Below are 12,782 nucleotides of genomic sequence, written 5' to 3'. Positions count from 1 at the left end.
CTGTTCTGCTGGGCTTCCACCTGGATTTACAGCGGACTCATGACACTCCACCGATGCTGACCCTACCGTCCACGCACAAAAAAACCGCCCGAGGGCGGTTTTTGGGGTCTTTTCCGTGGTTTACAGCGGGGCTTAGGAAGCCTCGTCGACCACTTCGCCGTCTACTGGACGGTCTACCAGTTCAACAATCGCCATAGGCGCGTTATCACCGGCACGGAAGCCACATTTCAGCACACGCAGGTAACCACCCGGGCGAGCCTGATAGCGAGGACCCAATTCATTAAATAACTTACCTACAGCAACCGGAGAGCGCGTACGATCAAACGCCAGACGACGGTTGGCCACGGAGTCTTCCTTGGCCAGTGTAATCAGGGGCTCTGCGAAACGACGCAGCTCTTTTGCCTTCGGCAAGGTCGTTTTGATCACTTCGTGCTCAAACAAAGAATTGCACATGTTTTGGAACATGGCCTTGCGGTGAGCACTGGTACGGTTAAAGTGACGACCAATTTTACGATGACGCATTGTTACATTCCTTACCAGCCGGACATAAGGTTACGAAAGAACCTTATCGTCATTCTTCAAACTTGCAGGTGGCCAGTTCTCGAGGACCATGCCCAGAGAAAGACCCTTGGATGCCAGAACGTCTTTGATTTCAGTCAAAGATTTCTTGCCGAGGTTCGGTGTCTTCAGCAGTTCTACTTCAGTGCGCTGGATCAGGTCACCGATGTAGTAAATGTTCTCTGCTTTCAAACAGTTAGCCGAACGCACTGTCAGTTCCAGATCGTCGACCGGACGCAGCAGGATAGGATCGATTTTGTCTTCTTCCTTTTCCGGCTCGCTTTCAGCGTGGTGATCCAGGTCTACAAAGGCCGCTACCTGCTGTTGCAGAATAGTGGCTGCACGACGGATCGCTTCTTCAGGATCCAGAGTGCCTTTTGTTTCCAGTTCAATCACCAGCTTATCCAGGTCTGTACGCTGCTCTACACGCGCCGCATCGACGTTGTAGGCAACCCGAACGACCGGGCTGTAGGTAGCATCCAACTGCAGTCTACCGATGGGTTTACTCTCGTCTTCACCACTGCTGCGGGATTCCGCAGGGACATAACCACGGCCAGTGGTTACACGCAGCGTCATGCTCACATCCGCATTGCTGCCCATATGGGCAATGATGTGATCCGGATTGGCGACTTCAACGCCGTGATCCAACTGAATATCGCCCGCAGTCAGGTTACCCGCGCCTTTCTTCTTCAGCGTCAGGGTCACTTCTTCGCGGTCGAACAGTTTGACAGCGACGTCTTTCAGGTTGAGCAGGATTTCCTGTACGTCTTCCTGCACGCCCTCGATGGTGCTGTACTCATGCAATACACCGTCGATTTCAACGTCGGTGATTGCGGCGCCAGGCATGGACGACAGCAGGATACGACGCAGCGCGTTGCCCAGAGTGTGACCAAAACCACGCTCAAGCGGCTCGAGCGTGATCTTGGCCCGATTGGCGCTGATTTCCTGCACATCGATATGACGTGGCGTCAAAAAGTCGTTGGCTGAACGCTGCATAGATGCCCCTATTTGCAGTGAGATTACTTGGAGTACAATTCCACGATCAGGTTTTCGTTGATTTCCTGACTCAGGTCAGCACGTTCGGGTTTGGACACGAACTTGCCTTCCATCTTCTTGGCATCAACTTCAACCCAGGAGACGGGCGAACGCTGAGCAGAGATATCCAGCGAGCTTTGAATGCGCAGCTGGGTCTTGCTCTTTTCGCGAATCGCCACGACGTCACCCGGCTGTACCTGGTAGGACGCAATGTTGACGGTTTCACCGTTAACCAGAATGGCTTTGTGAGCGACCAGTTGACGGGATTCGGAGCGAGTTGCGCCAAAGCCCATGCGGTACACTACGTTATCCAGACGGGTTTCAAGAAGTTGCAGCAGGTTTTCACCGGTTGCACCCTTCAGACGGGCAGCCGCTTTGTAGTAGTTACGGAACTGCTTTTCCAGAACACCATACATGCGACGGACTTTCTGCTTCTCGCGCAGCTGTACGCCATAATCTGACAAACGACCGCGACGTGCACCGTGTACACCAGGAATTGTTTCTGCTTTGCACTTGGAGTCGAGTGAACGAACTCCGCTCTTCAGGAACAGATCTGTGCCTTCACGACGAGACAGCTTACACTTAGGACCAATATAACGTGCCATTAAACTCTGTCTCCTTTATTACACGCGGCGCTTCTTGGGCGGGCGGCAACCGTTGTGAGGGATGGGTGTCACATCGGTAATGTTGCTGATTCGATAGCCACACGCGTTCAATGCTCGTACCGCAGATTCGCGACCTGGACCGGGGCCTTTCACCTCGACATCCAAGTTCTTCAGACCATATTCCTGTGCTGCAACACCGGCTCGCTCAGCGGCGACCTGGGCTGCAAAAGGAGTGCTCTTACGAGATCCACGGAAACCGGAGCCACCGGAAGTTGCCCAGCTCAGGGCGTTTCCTTGGCGGTCCGTAATGGTCACAATGGTGTTGTTAAAGGACGCGTGGATGTGCGCAATGCCATCAGCGACCTGCTTTTTCACCTTTTTGCGCGACCGGTTCGTACCTGGCTTTGCCATCTTCGATTTCCTATGCAAAAACTGTTATCAATACTCTGGTCAAAAGACCTGATTCAAGCGACCTTCAAACGATGTTAGCGTCTAATAGGCTTCTTCGGACCTTTACGAGTGCGGGCGTTCGTCTTCGTACGCTGGCCACGCAAAGGCAGGTTACGACGGTGGCGGATACCACGGTAGCAACCCAGATCCATCAACCGCTTGATGTTCATCTGAATTTCACGACGCAAGTCACCTTCTACAGTGTACTTGCCGACTTCTGTACGGATCTCATCCAGCTTCTCGTCAGACAAATCCTTCACTTTAGCCGTAGGTTCAACCCCAACCGATGTACAGATGGCATAAGCAGTGGTGCGACCAATACCATAGATATAGGTCAGCGAGATCACCGCATGCTTGTTGTCAGGAATATTGACGCCTGCTATACGGGCCATTCAACTTACTCCGTTATCAAACGTTTAATAGAGCCGGTGTGGCTCTATTAATGAACCCCCAATTTAGGGGCGCGAGATGATAGCGCCTGGGCTTTACAAAATCAACCTGTATTACCCGGGCACTAACCAACCGATTGCAATTAACCCTGGCGCTGCTTGTGCTTGGGATCCGTGCAGATCACACGAACAGCACCGTTACGGCGGATAATCTTGCAGTTACGGCACATTTTCTTGACTGACGCACGTACTTTCATGCTTCACTCCAATAACTGGTAATCACTCAGTCTCTTCAGTTGTTGCCAATCGACTTCAGATTGGCTTTTTTCATCACTGAGGAATACTGGTGGGACATCAAGTGACTTTGCACCTGAGCCATAAAGTCCATCACAACCACCACCACGATCAACAGCGACGTGCCACCAAAGTAAAACGGTACGTTGGCAGCTATCACCAGGGCCTGGGGCAGCAAGGACACAGCGGTAATGTACATCGCACCAAAGAAGGTCAGCCGTGCAGAGACCCCGTCAATATAACGGGAGGTCTGCTCACCTGGGCGTATCCCCGGTATAAAGGCACCGGAACGCTTCAGGTTTTCAGCCACATCCTTCGGATTGAAGGTTACTGCTGTGTAGAAATAGCAGAAGAAGACGACTGCGAATGCGAACAGCAGAATGTACAGCGGCTGGCCCGGGCTGAGCAGCAGAGCAATATCCTGCATCCAACCCATACCGTCGCCACTGCCAAACCAGTTACCCAGCGAAGCCGGGAACAGCAAGAGACTGGACGCAAAGATGGGCGGAATCACACCGGCCATGTTGATCTTCAGTGGCAAATGACTGCTTTGTGCCTGGAACACCTTACGACCTTGCTGACGCTTGGCGTAATTGATGGTGATCCGGCGCTGGCCTCGCTCAATAAAGACAATGAACGCGACCACAGCCACCGCTACCAGACCGATCAACAACAGAGCAATAATGCTGAGTTCACCCTGACGGGCACTCTCAAAGCTCTGGCCGATTGCACCGGGCAAGCCCGCTACAATACCCGCGAAAATCAGCATGGAGATACCATTACCAATACCGCGTTCGGTGATCTGTTCACCCAGCCACATCATGAACATAGTGCCGCAAGTCAGTGTGACTACAGCAACAAAGTAAAATGACGGACCAGTATCGAACGCTATGTTCTGGCTGGCCAGACCCGCCGAGAGGGCGAAAGACTGGATAATAGCCAGCACCAGCGTGCCGTATCGGGTGTACTGGCTCATCTTGCGACGACCAGCTTCACCTTCCTTCTTGAGCTGTTCCAGATGGGGACTCACGACCGTCAGGAGCTGCATGATAATCGACGCGGAAATATACGGCATAATGCCAAGTGCGAAGATACTCATACGTTCCAGTGCGCCACCGGAGAACATGTTAAACATGCTCAGGATGGTGTCACGGTTACGCTCGAACAATGCAGACAGACTGTCCGGGTTAATACCCGGAACTGGAATGTGTGCACCGATACGGTAGACCAGGAGCGCTAACAGGAGGAAGCGAAGGCGAGTCCAAAGCTCGCCCAGCCCCCCTTGCGACCCGGCCGGTAGTCCTTGTCTGGTCATGGAGAATTATTCCTCTACCTTTCCGCCCGCAGCTTCAATGGCTGCCTTTGCACCCTTGGTGACCTTCAGACCCTTGACCGTAACGGCCTGACTGATTTCACCGGACAGGATGACACGCGCCCGCTTGATTTTTTCACCGATGATATCGGCTTTTTTCAAGGCGGCGAGATCTACTACCTCGACACCGGCCTTAACAAGTTCGTGCAGACGAATCTCAGCGACAAATGGTGCCTGACGAGAGGTAAAACCAAATTTCGGCAAGCGACGCTGCAAAGGCATCTGGCCGCCTTCGAAACCTGGCTTGACAGAACCGCCTGAACGAGACTTCTGACCCTTGTGACCCCGGCCACCGGTCTTACCCAGACCAGAGCCGATACCACGGCCAACCCGCTTGGGAGCGGTGGTAGAACCCTCTGCAGGGCTCAATGTATTAAGAAACATATTACTCACCCTCAACTACGCGAACCATATAGTTCACTTTGTTGATCATGCCGCGAACGGACGCTGTATCTTCCAGTTCACGGACCTGGCCCACCTTCTTCAAACCCAGACCCTGAACGCACAACTTGTGCTTGGGCTGAGTCGCGATGGGGCTGCGGAACAGCTGAACCTTAAGTGTCTTAGCTTTAGCCATGTCCGTTACTCCGTAATGTATTCGACGGACTTGCCACGCTTGGCAGCCACATCTTCAGGAGAACGCATCTTGGCCAAACCGTTAACGGTTGCACGTACGACGTTAACCGGGTTGGTTGAGCCGTAGCACTTGGCCAATACGTTTTGTACACCGGCGACTTCCAGAACAGCACGCATCGCGCCGCCTGCAATCACACCGGTACCGTCTGAAGCAGGCTGCATGTATACCTTGGAAGCGCCGTGACGGGCGTTTACCGGATACTGCAGCGTACCTTCAGTCAACTGGACCTGGATCATGTTACGGCGAGCCGCGTCCATCGCCTTCTGGATCGCGACAGGCACTTCACGCGCCTTGCCACGGCCAAAGCCGACTTTGCCATTGCCATCGCCAACAACTGTCAGAGCAGTAAAACCGAAAATCCGGCCACCTTTCACCACTTTGGCTACTCGGTTTACCTGAACCAATTTTTCCTGCAGATCGCCGCCAGCTTGAGCTTGATCGTTATTTGCCATCATTCGCACCTTAGAATTTCAGGCCACCTTCACGGGCAGCGTCTGCCAAAGCCTTAACGCGGCCATGGTATTTAAAACCAGACCGGTCAAAAGCCACCTGTTCGATACCGGCTGCCTTGGCCCGCTCTGCGATCAGAGCGCCTACCTTGACGGCGGCATCTACGTTACTCGTCGCGTCTTTACGCAGCGATTCGTCCAGCGTAGACGCTGATGCAACCACTACGCTGCCATTTGGAGCGATGACTTGCGCGTATATATGCTGGTTCGACCGGTTTACACACAGACGGTGCACGCCTAATTCGCGGATCTTGATGCGGCTGCGGCGAGCACGGCGTAAACGTGATACTTTCTTTTCGTTCATGACCTATGCCCTTATTTTTTCTTGGCTTCTTTACGACGGACGTGTTCATCCGCGTACCGAACACCTTTGCCTTTGTACGGTTCCGGCGGACGGAACGCACGGATCTCTGCGGCGACCTGACCCAGCTGCTGCTTATCGGCGCTTTTTAGCACGATTTCAGTATTGCTCGGGGTCTCGGCCGACACACCTGCAGGCAGGGTGTAATCGATCGGATGGGAGAAGCCCAGTGTCAAATTGACGGAACTGCCGGATGCTTTCGCACGATAACCGACACCGTTCAGCTGCAGGCGCTTTTCAAAACCGGTGGTGACACCGACTACCATGTTATTAACCAGTGCACGCATGGTGCCTGACATGGCGTGCGCGATCTTGCCACCATCACGGGGGGCAAAGGTCAGCGTATTGCCGTCCTGCTTTATTTCTACAGAACCGTGCAGATTGGTTTCAAGAGCCGCATTGGCGCCCTTGACAGAAATCTTGTCGCTAGCGAGCTTGACTTCCACACCTGTCGGAACCGTAATAGGAGCGTTAGCTATTCGAGACATCGTTCAACTCCTTTAGAAGACTTCGCAGATGATTTCGCCGCCCACACCCGCAGCACGGGCCGCGCGGTCGGTCATAACGCCTTTGGATGTTGAAACGATGGCGATACCCAGCCCACCCGATACCTTGGGCAGCTCGTCGCAGGCGCGGTATTGACGCAACCCTGGACGTGAAACGCGCTTGATCGATTCAATCACCGGCTTGCCTTCAAAGTAACGCAAGGTGATGTGCATTACCTTTTTACCTTCGCCCTCAACAGCGAAGTCATCCACGAACCCTTCGTTCTTCAGCACGGTCGCAACAGCGATTTTTTGCTTTGAAGACGGCAGGGTAACAATGGCGTGACTGGACTGCTGAGCATTGCGGATACGTGTAAACATATCCGCAAGTGTGTCTTGCATGCTCATTCAATATTACCTCTAAGTGTACAGCGAGTGCGGTAACCGGGGCGACACGCCCCGGTCCGGACCACTTTGCTTACCAACTTGACTTTTTCAAACCCGGAACATTACCCAACATGACTTGTTCACGCAGCTTGATACGTGACAGACCGAACTTGCGGTAAACCGCATGTGGACGGCCGGTCAACTGACAGCGGCGCTGCAGTCTAACAGGACTTGCGTCTCTTGGCAGCTTTTGCAGCGATTGCTGTGCTTCCCAAACCTGCTCATCAGTACTGCCGGAGTCTTTGATGATAGCTTTGAGCTTGGCACGCTTCTCAGCATACTTGGCGATGGTCTTGATGCGCTTGGCTTCACGCGCTTTCATACTTACTTTAGCCATGACCTTTCCCCTTAACCTTTGAATGGGAAGGCCAGCGCCTTCAGCAATGCGCGACCTTCGTCATTGGTGCGAGCGGTTGTGGTCACCGTAATGTCCATACCGCGCAGCTTATCGACCTTATCGTATTCGATCTCAGGGAAGATAATCTGCTCTTTCACACCCATGCTGTAGTTGCCACGGCCGTCGAATGACTTGGGGTTGATACCCCGAAAGTCACGCATACGCGGCAGTGAAATGTCGATCAGACGATCCATAAATTCCCACATACGCTCACCGCGCAGTGTAACTTTACAGCCAATCGGCCAGTCTTCACGAACTTTGAAACCCGCGATGGACTTGCGCGCCTTGGTGACCATGACCTTCTGGCCAGCGATCGCTTCAAGGTTTGCAACAGCGTTATCCATCTGCTTTTTGTCGCCGATGGCTTCGCCCACGCCCATGTTCAAGGTGATCTTGGTGACGCGCGGGATTTCCATGACGTTCTTGTACCCGAACTCTTCTTGGAGTGCAGGGACAGCGTCAGTTTTGTAGAGCTCTTTGAGTCTAGACATGTCGTATCCCGCCCTTATACACCAATTTCTTTCTTCGTGGACTTGAAGATGCGGACCTTGGCACCGTCTTCTTTGATCAAAAAGCCAACACGGTCGCCCTTGTTGGTTTCTGAATTGAAGATCGCTACGTTGGACGCCGCTATCGGAGCCTCTTTCTCAACGACCCCGCCCTGGACACCCAGGTTCGGGTTCGGCTTCTGGTGCTTCTTCATCAGATTCACACCAGAGACCACAAAACGCGGGCCTTTCTTGGCGTCGCTGATCACCTTGGTGATCTTGCCGCGCTTGCCTTTGTCCTTCCCGGCAATTACGACAACGTCGTCGCCACTTTTAAACTTGTTCATTCGCTACTCCACTTCCTGCTACCGTCCAGTTACGTAAGCCCGAAGGCTTACAGAACTTCCGGCGCCAGGGAAATGATCTTCATAAATTTCTCAGTGCGCAGTTCACGGGTCACCGGACCAAAGATCCGGGTGCCGATCGGGGCGTGCTGAGTGTTAAGTAACACCGCAGAGTTGGTGTCAAAACGGATCACTGATCCATCCGGGCGACGTACGCCCTTGCGCGTGCGCACAACAACAGCGTTCATTACCTGACCTTTTTTGACCTTGCCGCGAGGAATTGCTTCCTTCACGGAGACCTTGATCAAGTCACCAATGCCGGCATAGCGGCGGTGTGACCCGCCCAATACCTTGATGCACTGGACGCGCTTGGCACCGCTGTTATCCGCAACGTCTAAAACGGTTTCTGTTTGAATCATCTCTCAAACTCCCAGGCGCTGTTAAACGGTAGTTGCACGTTCTTCAACGCGAACCAGACGCCAAGCCTTAGACTTGGACAAAGGACGGCATTCTTCGATGGTAACGAAGTCGCCGATCTGGCACTCATTGCTTTCATCGTGCGCATGTATCTTGGTAGAGCGTTTTACGATTTTCCCGTAAATCGGGTGAGTAACCGTACGCTCTATCTTTACGGTAACGGTCTTTTCAGCTTTGTTGCTGACGACCTGACCGGTAACGGTACGGGCTGTTTGTTCAGACATATCAAGCACCTGCTTTCTGAGTCAATACTGTTTTGACACGAGCGATGTCCTTGCGGACTTGCTTCAGCAGATGCGTCTGAGTCAACTGACCCGTCGCTTTTTGCATGCGATATTTGAACTGATCGCGAAGCAACTCCAACAGGGTGTTATTCAGCTCGTCTACGGACTTTTCACGAAGATCACTAGCGTTCATTACATCACCTGCCGTTTAACAACAATGGTTGGAATCGGCAATTTTGCGGCTGCAAGGCGGAATGCCTCCAAAGCCACATCCTCACTAACACCTTCCATTTCGTACAAGACTTTACCGGGTTGGATCTGAGCTACCCAGTACTCTACGTTACCCTTACCTTTACCCATCCGAACTTCCAACGGTTTCTTGGAAATGGGCTTGTCCGGGAAAACGCGGATCCAGATCTTGCCGCCACGTTTAATATGACGAGTCATTGCGCGACGTGCAGCTTCGATTTGACGAGCTGTAATGCGTCCGCGACCTGTTGCCTTCAGCGCGTACTCGCCGAAGCTCACTTTGCTACCGCGCAATGCCAGACCGCGGTTACGGCCCTTCTGCATTTTGCGGAACTTTGTACGTTTAGGTTGCAGCATCTACGTACTCCTTACCGTGAAGCCTTTTTCTTGGGCGCCTTGGCTTGAGCACGAACTTGCTCGATACCACCCAGGATTTCGCCTTTGAAAATCCACACTTTGATACCGATCACACCATAAGTGGTGTGTGCCTCGGCCGTAGCGTAGTCGATGTCAGCACGCAGCGTGTGCAAGGGAACGCGACCTTCAAGATACCACTCGGTCCGCGCAATCTCAGCACCACCCAAACGGCCACTGACCTGAATCCGAACACCTTTTGCGCCGTTACGCATCGCATTCTGCATCACACGCTTCATAGCGCGGCGGAACATGACACGACGCTCTAGCTGACCAGCAACAGACTGGGCAACCAGTTTGGAGTCGAGATCAGGCTTGCGGATCTCTTCGATGTTAATGTGCACCGGAATCCCCATCATGGCGGATACTTCCTGACGCAGCACTTCTACATCTTCACCTTTCTTGCCGATGACAATGCCAGGGCGAGCGGTGTGGATGGTGATCTTAGCGTTCTGTGCAGGACGCTCAATCACGATTTTACTTACTGACGCTTTTTCCAGTTTCTTCTCCAGGTAGCTGCGAACTTTAATATCGTTCAGCAGCTTCTTGGAGTAATCCTTGGAGTCGGCATACCAGACCGAACTATGGTCTTTAGTGATGCCGAGCCGGATCCCGGTGGGATGTACTTTCTGGCCCATCTGTCATTCTCCCCTTATTTCTCGGCAACCTTGACCGTAATGTGGCTCGTACGCTTAAAGATACGATCAGCACGGCCTTTAGCACGCGGACGGATACGCTTCATGGTCATACCTTCATCTACAAAGATGGAGGCGACTGAAAGCTCATCTACGTCTGCACCGTCATTGTGTTCTGCATTCGCAATGGCCGATTCCAGAACCTTCTTGACGATTGCAGCACCTTTTTGAGGGCTGAATGTCAGCAGATCCAGGGCTTCCGCCACTGACTTTCCGCGAATCATGTCTGCTACAAGACGACCTTTCTGAGCAGACAAGCGAGCACCGCGTAATACAGCTTGTGTTTCCATCATGTCTACCCTCTATTACCGCTTAGCCTTCTTGTCCGCAACATGACCCTTATAGGTACGAGTCAGCGCGAATTCACCCAACTTATGACCCACCATGTCCTCTGTGACATAAACAGGTACATGTTGACGGCCATTATGGACTGCAAAGGTCAACCCGACGAATTCCGGGAAGATTGTGGAGCGACGCGACCAGGTTTTCAGGGGCCGTTTGTCACCGTTTTCCAGTGCAGCCTCTACCTTCTTCATCAAGTGAAGGTCGACGAATGGACCCTTCTTAAGTGAACGTGGCACAGCCTTTTCCTCTTATTTCAGTTACTTCGAAGAACGACGACGAACGATGTACTTGTCCGTGCGCTTGTTCTTACGAGTTTTGTATCCCTTGGTGGGAACACCCCAAGGCGTGACCGGATGACGTCCACCCGAGGTTTTACCTTCACCACCACCGTGCGGGTGATCGACCGGGTTCATGACAACACCACGAACCGTCGGACGGACACCACGCCAGCGAGTAGCACCGGCTTTACCCAATACACGCAGGCTATGTTCAGAGTTGCTCACTTCACCCAGGGTGGCGCGGCAATCTGACAGAACTTTACGCATTTCACCGGAGCGCAGACGCAAGGTAGCATAAGTGCCTTCGCGCGCGACCAGCTGAGCTGAGTTACCTGCAGAGCGGACCATCTGGCCACCCTTGCCGGGCTTCATCTCAATGTTGTGAATAGTCGAACCCAGAGGAATACTGCGCAGTGGCATGGTGTTGCCCACTTTAATTGGCGCGTGTTCTCCGGATACGATCTGATCACCTGCCGTCAAACCGGCCGGCGCCAGAATGTAACGACGTTCACCGTCTGCGTACAGAACCAGAGCGATGTTCGCAGTCCGGTTCGGATCGTACTCCAAACGCTCAACTTTGGCATTGATGCCATCTTTGTTGCGTTTGAAATCGACCTTGCGGTAATGCGACTTGTGACCACCACCAATATGACGCGTAGTGATACGACCCATATTGTTACGGCCACCGCTCTTGGACTGCTTCTCAACCAGGGGCGCGTAAGGCGCACCGGTATGCAGTTCGGCGTTGAAAGTCTTGATAACATGACGACGTCCAGCTGACGTCGGCTTTGCTTTAACAATAGCCATTGTTCGCAACCCCTACCTTATTCTGCCGCCAGGAAATCAATTTCTTGGCCTTCAGCCAGACGAACATAGGCTTTTTTAACGTCGTTACGCTTACCAACGCCGCGCTGAGTGCGCTTAACCTTGCCCTTCTGGATCAGAGTGTGAACAGACTGAACTTTTACTTCGAACAGTTGTTCAACGGCCTTCTTGATTTCCGGCTTAGTTGCATCCTTGGCCACACGAAATACGTATTGGCCAGTGCCTTCCGCTACGATGGTCGCTTTCTCGGAGATATGCGGACCGTAAACGACCTGATAGATGCGTTCCTGGTTCATGCCAAAACCTCCTCAAGCTTCTTGAGCGCGGCAACAGTAATGACCACTTTTTCGTAGGCCACCAGGCTTACCGGATTGATGCCAGCAACATCACTGACTTCAACGTGCGGTACGTTGCGAGCAGACAAGTACAGGTTTGAATCAACGTCGTCAGACACGATCAAAGCATTGCTCACATCCAGCTCTTTCATTTTGGACAGGAATGCTTTGGTCTTTGGCTGTTCAATGCCCAGACCTTCAACCACGATCAGACGGTCCTGACGAACCAGTTCTGACAGGATTGATTTCATCGCACCACGGTACATTTTACGGTTTACTTTCTGCGACCAGTCCTGCGGACGGGCTGCGAAGGTCTTACCGCCGCCAACCCAAATGGGTGAGCGAATGGTACCGGCACGAGCACGGCCTGTGCCTTTTTGACGCCAGGGCTTTTTACCACCACCAGCTACATCAGAGCGGCTCTTCTGAGCGCGGCTGCCTTGACGGCCACCGGCTAGGAAGGCATTAACGACCTGATGAACCAGAGCTTCATTGAATTCTTTACCGAACGTCGCGTCGGAAACTTCAACCTTGGCGCTGGCTTGTCCTGCAATATTAATATCCATTGC

At 52.9% G+C, this 12,782-nt stretch carries 26 protein-coding genes; all 26 read right to left on the bottom strand.

Features of this window, described 5'->3' with window-relative positions:
• Positions 1-132: 132 nt before the first annotated feature.
• The 26 genes from rplQ to rplD all read right to left on the bottom strand — a co-directional run bounded on the left by rplQ (position 133) and on the right by rplD (position 12,779).
• On the bottom strand, positions 133-522 hold the full coding sequence (rplQ, locus tag WEB54_RS17845) for a 50S ribosomal protein L17 (protein ID WP_368056536.1): 390 nt from the start codon (positions 520-522) through the stop codon (positions 133-135).
• A 30-nt stretch (positions 523-552) separates the two neighbouring features.
• On the bottom strand, positions 553-1,554 hold the full coding sequence (gene rpoA / locus WEB54_RS17840; RefSeq protein ID WP_368056538.1) for a DNA-directed RNA polymerase subunit alpha: 1,002 nt from the start codon (positions 1,552-1,554) through the stop codon (positions 553-555).
• A gap of 23 nt (positions 1,555-1,577) precedes the next feature.
• A complete protein-coding gene (rpsD, locus tag WEB54_RS17835) occupies positions 1,578-2,198 on the bottom strand; it encodes a 30S ribosomal protein S4 (RefSeq protein WP_368056539.1) in 621 nt (206 codons plus the stop codon).
• 18 nt (positions 2,199-2,216) lie between these two features.
• Positions 2,217-2,609, bottom strand: a complete 393-nt coding sequence (gene rpsK / locus WEB54_RS17830; protein WP_028671273.1) for a 30S ribosomal protein S11 — start codon at positions 2,607-2,609, stop codon at positions 2,217-2,219.
• Between the two features lie 74 nt (positions 2,610-2,683).
• Entirely contained in the window at positions 2,684-3,040 is a 357-nt protein-coding gene (rpsM, locus tag WEB54_RS17825) for a 30S ribosomal protein S13 (RefSeq protein ID WP_368056542.1), read from the bottom strand.
• Positions 3,041-3,180: 140 nt separating this feature from the next.
• Positions 3,181-3,294 (bottom strand): 50S ribosomal protein L36, encoded by a 114-nt coding sequence (rpmJ, locus tag WEB54_RS17820; protein ID WP_348474137.1) that lies wholly within the window; start codon positions 3,292-3,294, stop codon positions 3,181-3,183.
• Positions 3,295-3,329: 35 nt separating this feature from the next.
• Positions 3,330-4,646: a preprotein translocase subunit SecY gene (gene secY / locus WEB54_RS17815; protein ID WP_028671275.1), complete on the bottom strand. Its 1,317-nt coding sequence runs from the start codon at positions 4,644-4,646 to the stop codon at positions 3,330-3,332.
• Between the two features lie 6 nt (positions 4,647-4,652).
• Complete coding sequence (gene rplO, locus WEB54_RS17810) at positions 4,653-5,087, bottom strand: 50S ribosomal protein L15 (RefSeq protein ID WP_028671276.1); 435 nt, start codon at positions 5,085-5,087, stop codon at positions 4,653-4,655.
• Position 5,088: 1 nt separating this feature from the next.
• Positions 5,089-5,280 carry a 50S ribosomal protein L30 gene (gene rpmD / locus WEB54_RS17805; RefSeq protein WP_368056543.1) on the bottom strand — a complete coding sequence of 64 codons (192 nt, stop codon included), beginning with the start codon at positions 5,278-5,280 and terminating at the stop codon, positions 5,089-5,091.
• 5 nt (positions 5,281-5,285) lie between these two features.
• Positions 5,286-5,792, bottom strand: coding sequence for a 30S ribosomal protein S5 (gene rpsE, locus WEB54_RS17800; RefSeq protein ID WP_028671278.1), 507 nt, complete (start codon positions 5,790-5,792; stop codon positions 5,286-5,288).
• Between the two features lie 10 nt (positions 5,793-5,802).
• Positions 5,803-6,153: a 50S ribosomal protein L18 gene (gene rplR, locus WEB54_RS17795; RefSeq protein WP_127559602.1), complete on the bottom strand. Its 351-nt coding sequence runs from the start codon at positions 6,151-6,153 to the stop codon at positions 5,803-5,805.
• 11 nt (positions 6,154-6,164) lie between these two features.
• Positions 6,165-6,698 carry a 50S ribosomal protein L6 gene (gene rplF / locus WEB54_RS17790; RefSeq protein WP_368056546.1) on the bottom strand — a complete coding sequence of 178 codons (534 nt, stop codon included), beginning with the start codon at positions 6,696-6,698 and terminating at the stop codon, positions 6,165-6,167.
• 12 nt (positions 6,699-6,710) lie between these two features.
• A complete protein-coding gene (gene rpsH, locus WEB54_RS17785) occupies positions 6,711-7,103 on the bottom strand; it encodes a 30S ribosomal protein S8 (protein WP_368056547.1) in 393 nt (130 codons plus the stop codon).
• Positions 7,104-7,173: 70 nt separating this feature from the next.
• Entirely contained in the window at positions 7,174-7,479 is a 306-nt protein-coding gene (gene rpsN, locus WEB54_RS17780) for a 30S ribosomal protein S14 (protein ID WP_368056860.1), read from the bottom strand.
• Between the two features lie 11 nt (positions 7,480-7,490).
• Positions 7,491-8,030 (bottom strand): 50S ribosomal protein L5, encoded by a 540-nt coding sequence (gene rplE / locus WEB54_RS17775; protein WP_368056549.1) that lies wholly within the window; start codon positions 8,028-8,030, stop codon positions 7,491-7,493.
• A gap of 14 nt (positions 8,031-8,044) precedes the next feature.
• Positions 8,045-8,374, bottom strand: coding sequence for a 50S ribosomal protein L24 (rplX, locus tag WEB54_RS17770; protein ID WP_368056551.1), 330 nt, complete (start codon positions 8,372-8,374; stop codon positions 8,045-8,047).
• 47 nt (positions 8,375-8,421) lie between these two features.
• On the bottom strand, positions 8,422-8,790 hold the full coding sequence (gene rplN, locus WEB54_RS17765; protein WP_127559591.1) for a 50S ribosomal protein L14: 369 nt from the start codon (positions 8,788-8,790) through the stop codon (positions 8,422-8,424).
• Positions 8,791-8,811: 21 nt separating this feature from the next.
• Complete coding sequence (gene rpsQ / locus WEB54_RS17760) at positions 8,812-9,072, bottom strand: 30S ribosomal protein S17 (protein WP_368056553.1); 261 nt, start codon at positions 9,070-9,072, stop codon at positions 8,812-8,814.
• A 1-nt stretch (position 9,073) separates the two neighbouring features.
• Positions 9,074-9,265, bottom strand: a complete 192-nt coding sequence (rpmC, locus tag WEB54_RS17755) for a 50S ribosomal protein L29 (protein ID WP_028671287.1) — start codon at positions 9,263-9,265, stop codon at positions 9,074-9,076.
• Entirely contained in the window at positions 9,265-9,678 is a 414-nt protein-coding gene (gene rplP / locus WEB54_RS17750) for a 50S ribosomal protein L16 (RefSeq protein WP_368056555.1), read from the bottom strand. The genes rpmC and rplP overlap by 1 nt, the downstream gene beginning before the upstream one ends.
• An 11-nt stretch (positions 9,679-9,689) precedes the next feature.
• Positions 9,690-10,373 carry a 30S ribosomal protein S3 gene (gene rpsC, locus WEB54_RS17745; protein WP_213676710.1) on the bottom strand — a complete coding sequence of 228 codons (684 nt, stop codon included), beginning with the start codon at positions 10,371-10,373 and terminating at the stop codon, positions 9,690-9,692.
• A 14-nt stretch (positions 10,374-10,387) separates the two neighbouring features.
• Positions 10,388-10,720 carry a 50S ribosomal protein L22 gene (rplV, locus tag WEB54_RS17740; RefSeq protein ID WP_028671290.1) on the bottom strand — a complete coding sequence of 111 codons (333 nt, stop codon included), beginning with the start codon at positions 10,718-10,720 and terminating at the stop codon, positions 10,388-10,390.
• Between the two features lie 15 nt (positions 10,721-10,735).
• Positions 10,736-11,011, bottom strand: a complete 276-nt coding sequence (gene rpsS, locus WEB54_RS17735; RefSeq protein WP_028671291.1) for a 30S ribosomal protein S19 — start codon at positions 11,009-11,011, stop codon at positions 10,736-10,738.
• 21 nt (positions 11,012-11,032) lie between these two features.
• Positions 11,033-11,860, bottom strand: coding sequence for a 50S ribosomal protein L2 (gene rplB / locus WEB54_RS17730; protein WP_368056557.1), 828 nt, complete (start codon positions 11,858-11,860; stop codon positions 11,033-11,035).
• 17 nt (positions 11,861-11,877) lie between these two features.
• A complete protein-coding gene (gene rplW, locus WEB54_RS17725) occupies positions 11,878-12,174 on the bottom strand; it encodes a 50S ribosomal protein L23 (RefSeq protein WP_028671293.1) in 297 nt (98 codons plus the stop codon).
• Positions 12,171-12,779: a 50S ribosomal protein L4 gene (gene rplD, locus WEB54_RS17720; RefSeq protein ID WP_213676709.1), complete on the bottom strand. Its 609-nt coding sequence runs from the start codon at positions 12,777-12,779 to the stop codon at positions 12,171-12,173. Before rplD ends, rplW begins: the two co-directional genes overlap by 4 nt.
• Positions 12,780-12,782: the final 3 nt, after the last annotated feature.

The organism is Saccharospirillum sp., from assembly GCF_040881935.1.
Lineage (GTDB): Bacteria > Pseudomonadota > Gammaproteobacteria > Pseudomonadales > Natronospirillaceae > Saccharospirillum.
Note: the sequence above shows the minus strand (reverse complement) of the source record. Positions and strands in the feature narration are given on the sequence as shown.

What these genes read in the sequence shown, in the direction of transcription:
- rplQ (WP_368056536.1), bottom strand. Translation starts at nt 522, where the DNA reads ATGCGTCATCGTAAAATTGGTCGTCACTTTAACCGTACCAGTGCTCAC.
- rpoA (WP_368056538.1), bottom strand. Translation starts at nt 1,554, where the DNA reads ATGCAGCGTTCAGCCAACGACTTTTTGACGCCACGTCATATCGATGTG.
- rpsD (WP_368056539.1), bottom strand. Translation starts at nt 2,198, where the DNA reads ATGGCACGTTATATTGGTCCTAAGTGTAAGCTGTCTCGTCGTGAAGGC.
- rpsK (WP_028671273.1), bottom strand. Translation starts at nt 2,609, where the DNA reads ATGGCAAAGCCAGGTACGAACCGGTCGCGCAAAAAGGTGAAAAAGCAG.
- rpsM (WP_368056542.1), bottom strand. Translation starts at nt 3,040, where the DNA reads ATGGCCCGTATAGCAGGCGTCAATATTCCTGACAACAAGCATGCGGTG.
- rpmJ (WP_348474137.1), bottom strand. Translation starts at nt 3,294, where the DNA reads ATGAAAGTACGTGCGTCAGTCAAGAAAATGTGCCGTAACTGCAAGATT.
- secY (WP_028671275.1), bottom strand. Translation starts at nt 4,646, where the DNA reads ATGACCAGACAAGGACTACCGGCCGGGTCGCAAGGGGGGCTGGGCGAG.
- rplO (WP_028671276.1), bottom strand. Translation starts at nt 5,087, where the DNA reads ATGTTTCTTAATACATTGAGCCCTGCAGAGGGTTCTACCACCGCTCCC.
- rpmD (WP_368056543.1), bottom strand. Translation starts at nt 5,280, where the DNA reads ATGGCTAAAGCTAAGACACTTAAGGTTCAGCTGTTCCGCAGCCCCATC.
- rpsE (WP_028671278.1), bottom strand. Translation starts at nt 5,792, where the DNA reads ATGGCAAATAACGATCAAGCTCAAGCTGGCGGCGATCTGCAGGAAAAA.
- rplR (WP_127559602.1), bottom strand. Translation starts at nt 6,153, where the DNA reads ATGAACGAAAAGAAAGTATCACGTTTACGCCGTGCTCGCCGCAGCCGC.
- rplF (WP_368056546.1), bottom strand. Translation starts at nt 6,698, where the DNA reads ATGTCTCGAATAGCTAACGCTCCTATTACGGTTCCGACAGGTGTGGAA.
- rpsH (WP_368056547.1), bottom strand. Translation starts at nt 7,103, where the DNA reads ATGAGCATGCAAGACACACTTGCGGATATGTTTACACGTATCCGCAAT.
- rpsN (WP_368056860.1), bottom strand. Translation starts at nt 7,479, where the DNA reads ATGGCTAAAGTAAGTATGAAAGCGCGTGAAGCCAAGCGCATCAAGACC.
- rplE (WP_368056549.1), bottom strand. Translation starts at nt 8,030, where the DNA reads ATGTCTAGACTCAAAGAGCTCTACAAAACTGACGCTGTCCCTGCACTC.
- rplX (WP_368056551.1), bottom strand. Translation starts at nt 8,374, where the DNA reads ATGAACAAGTTTAAAAGTGGCGACGACGTTGTCGTAATTGCCGGGAAG.
- rplN (WP_127559591.1), bottom strand. Translation starts at nt 8,790, where the DNA reads ATGATTCAAACAGAAACCGTTTTAGACGTTGCGGATAACAGCGGTGCC.
- rpsQ (WP_368056553.1), bottom strand. Translation starts at nt 9,072, where the DNA reads ATGTCTGAACAAACAGCCCGTACCGTTACCGGTCAGGTCGTCAGCAAC.
- rpmC (WP_028671287.1), bottom strand. Translation starts at nt 9,265, where the DNA reads ATGAACGCTAGTGATCTTCGTGAAAAGTCCGTAGACGAGCTGAATAAC.
- rplP (WP_368056555.1), bottom strand. Translation starts at nt 9,678, where the DNA reads ATGCTGCAACCTAAACGTACAAAGTTCCGCAAAATGCAGAAGGGCCGT.
- rpsC (WP_213676710.1), bottom strand. Translation starts at nt 10,373, where the DNA reads ATGGGCCAGAAAGTACATCCCACCGGGATCCGGCTCGGCATCACTAAA.
- rplV (WP_028671290.1), bottom strand. Translation starts at nt 10,720, where the DNA reads ATGGAAACACAAGCTGTATTACGCGGTGCTCGCTTGTCTGCTCAGAAA.
- rplB (WP_368056557.1), bottom strand. Translation starts at nt 11,860, where the DNA reads ATGGCTATTGTTAAAGCAAAGCCGACGTCAGCTGGACGTCGTCATGTT.
- rplW (WP_028671293.1), bottom strand. Translation starts at nt 12,174, where the DNA reads ATGAACCAGGAACGCATCTATCAGGTCGTTTACGGTCCGCATATCTCC.
- rplD (WP_213676709.1), bottom strand. Translation starts at nt 12,779, where the DNA reads ATGGATATTAATATTGCAGGACAAGCCAGCGCCAAGGTTGAAGTTTCC.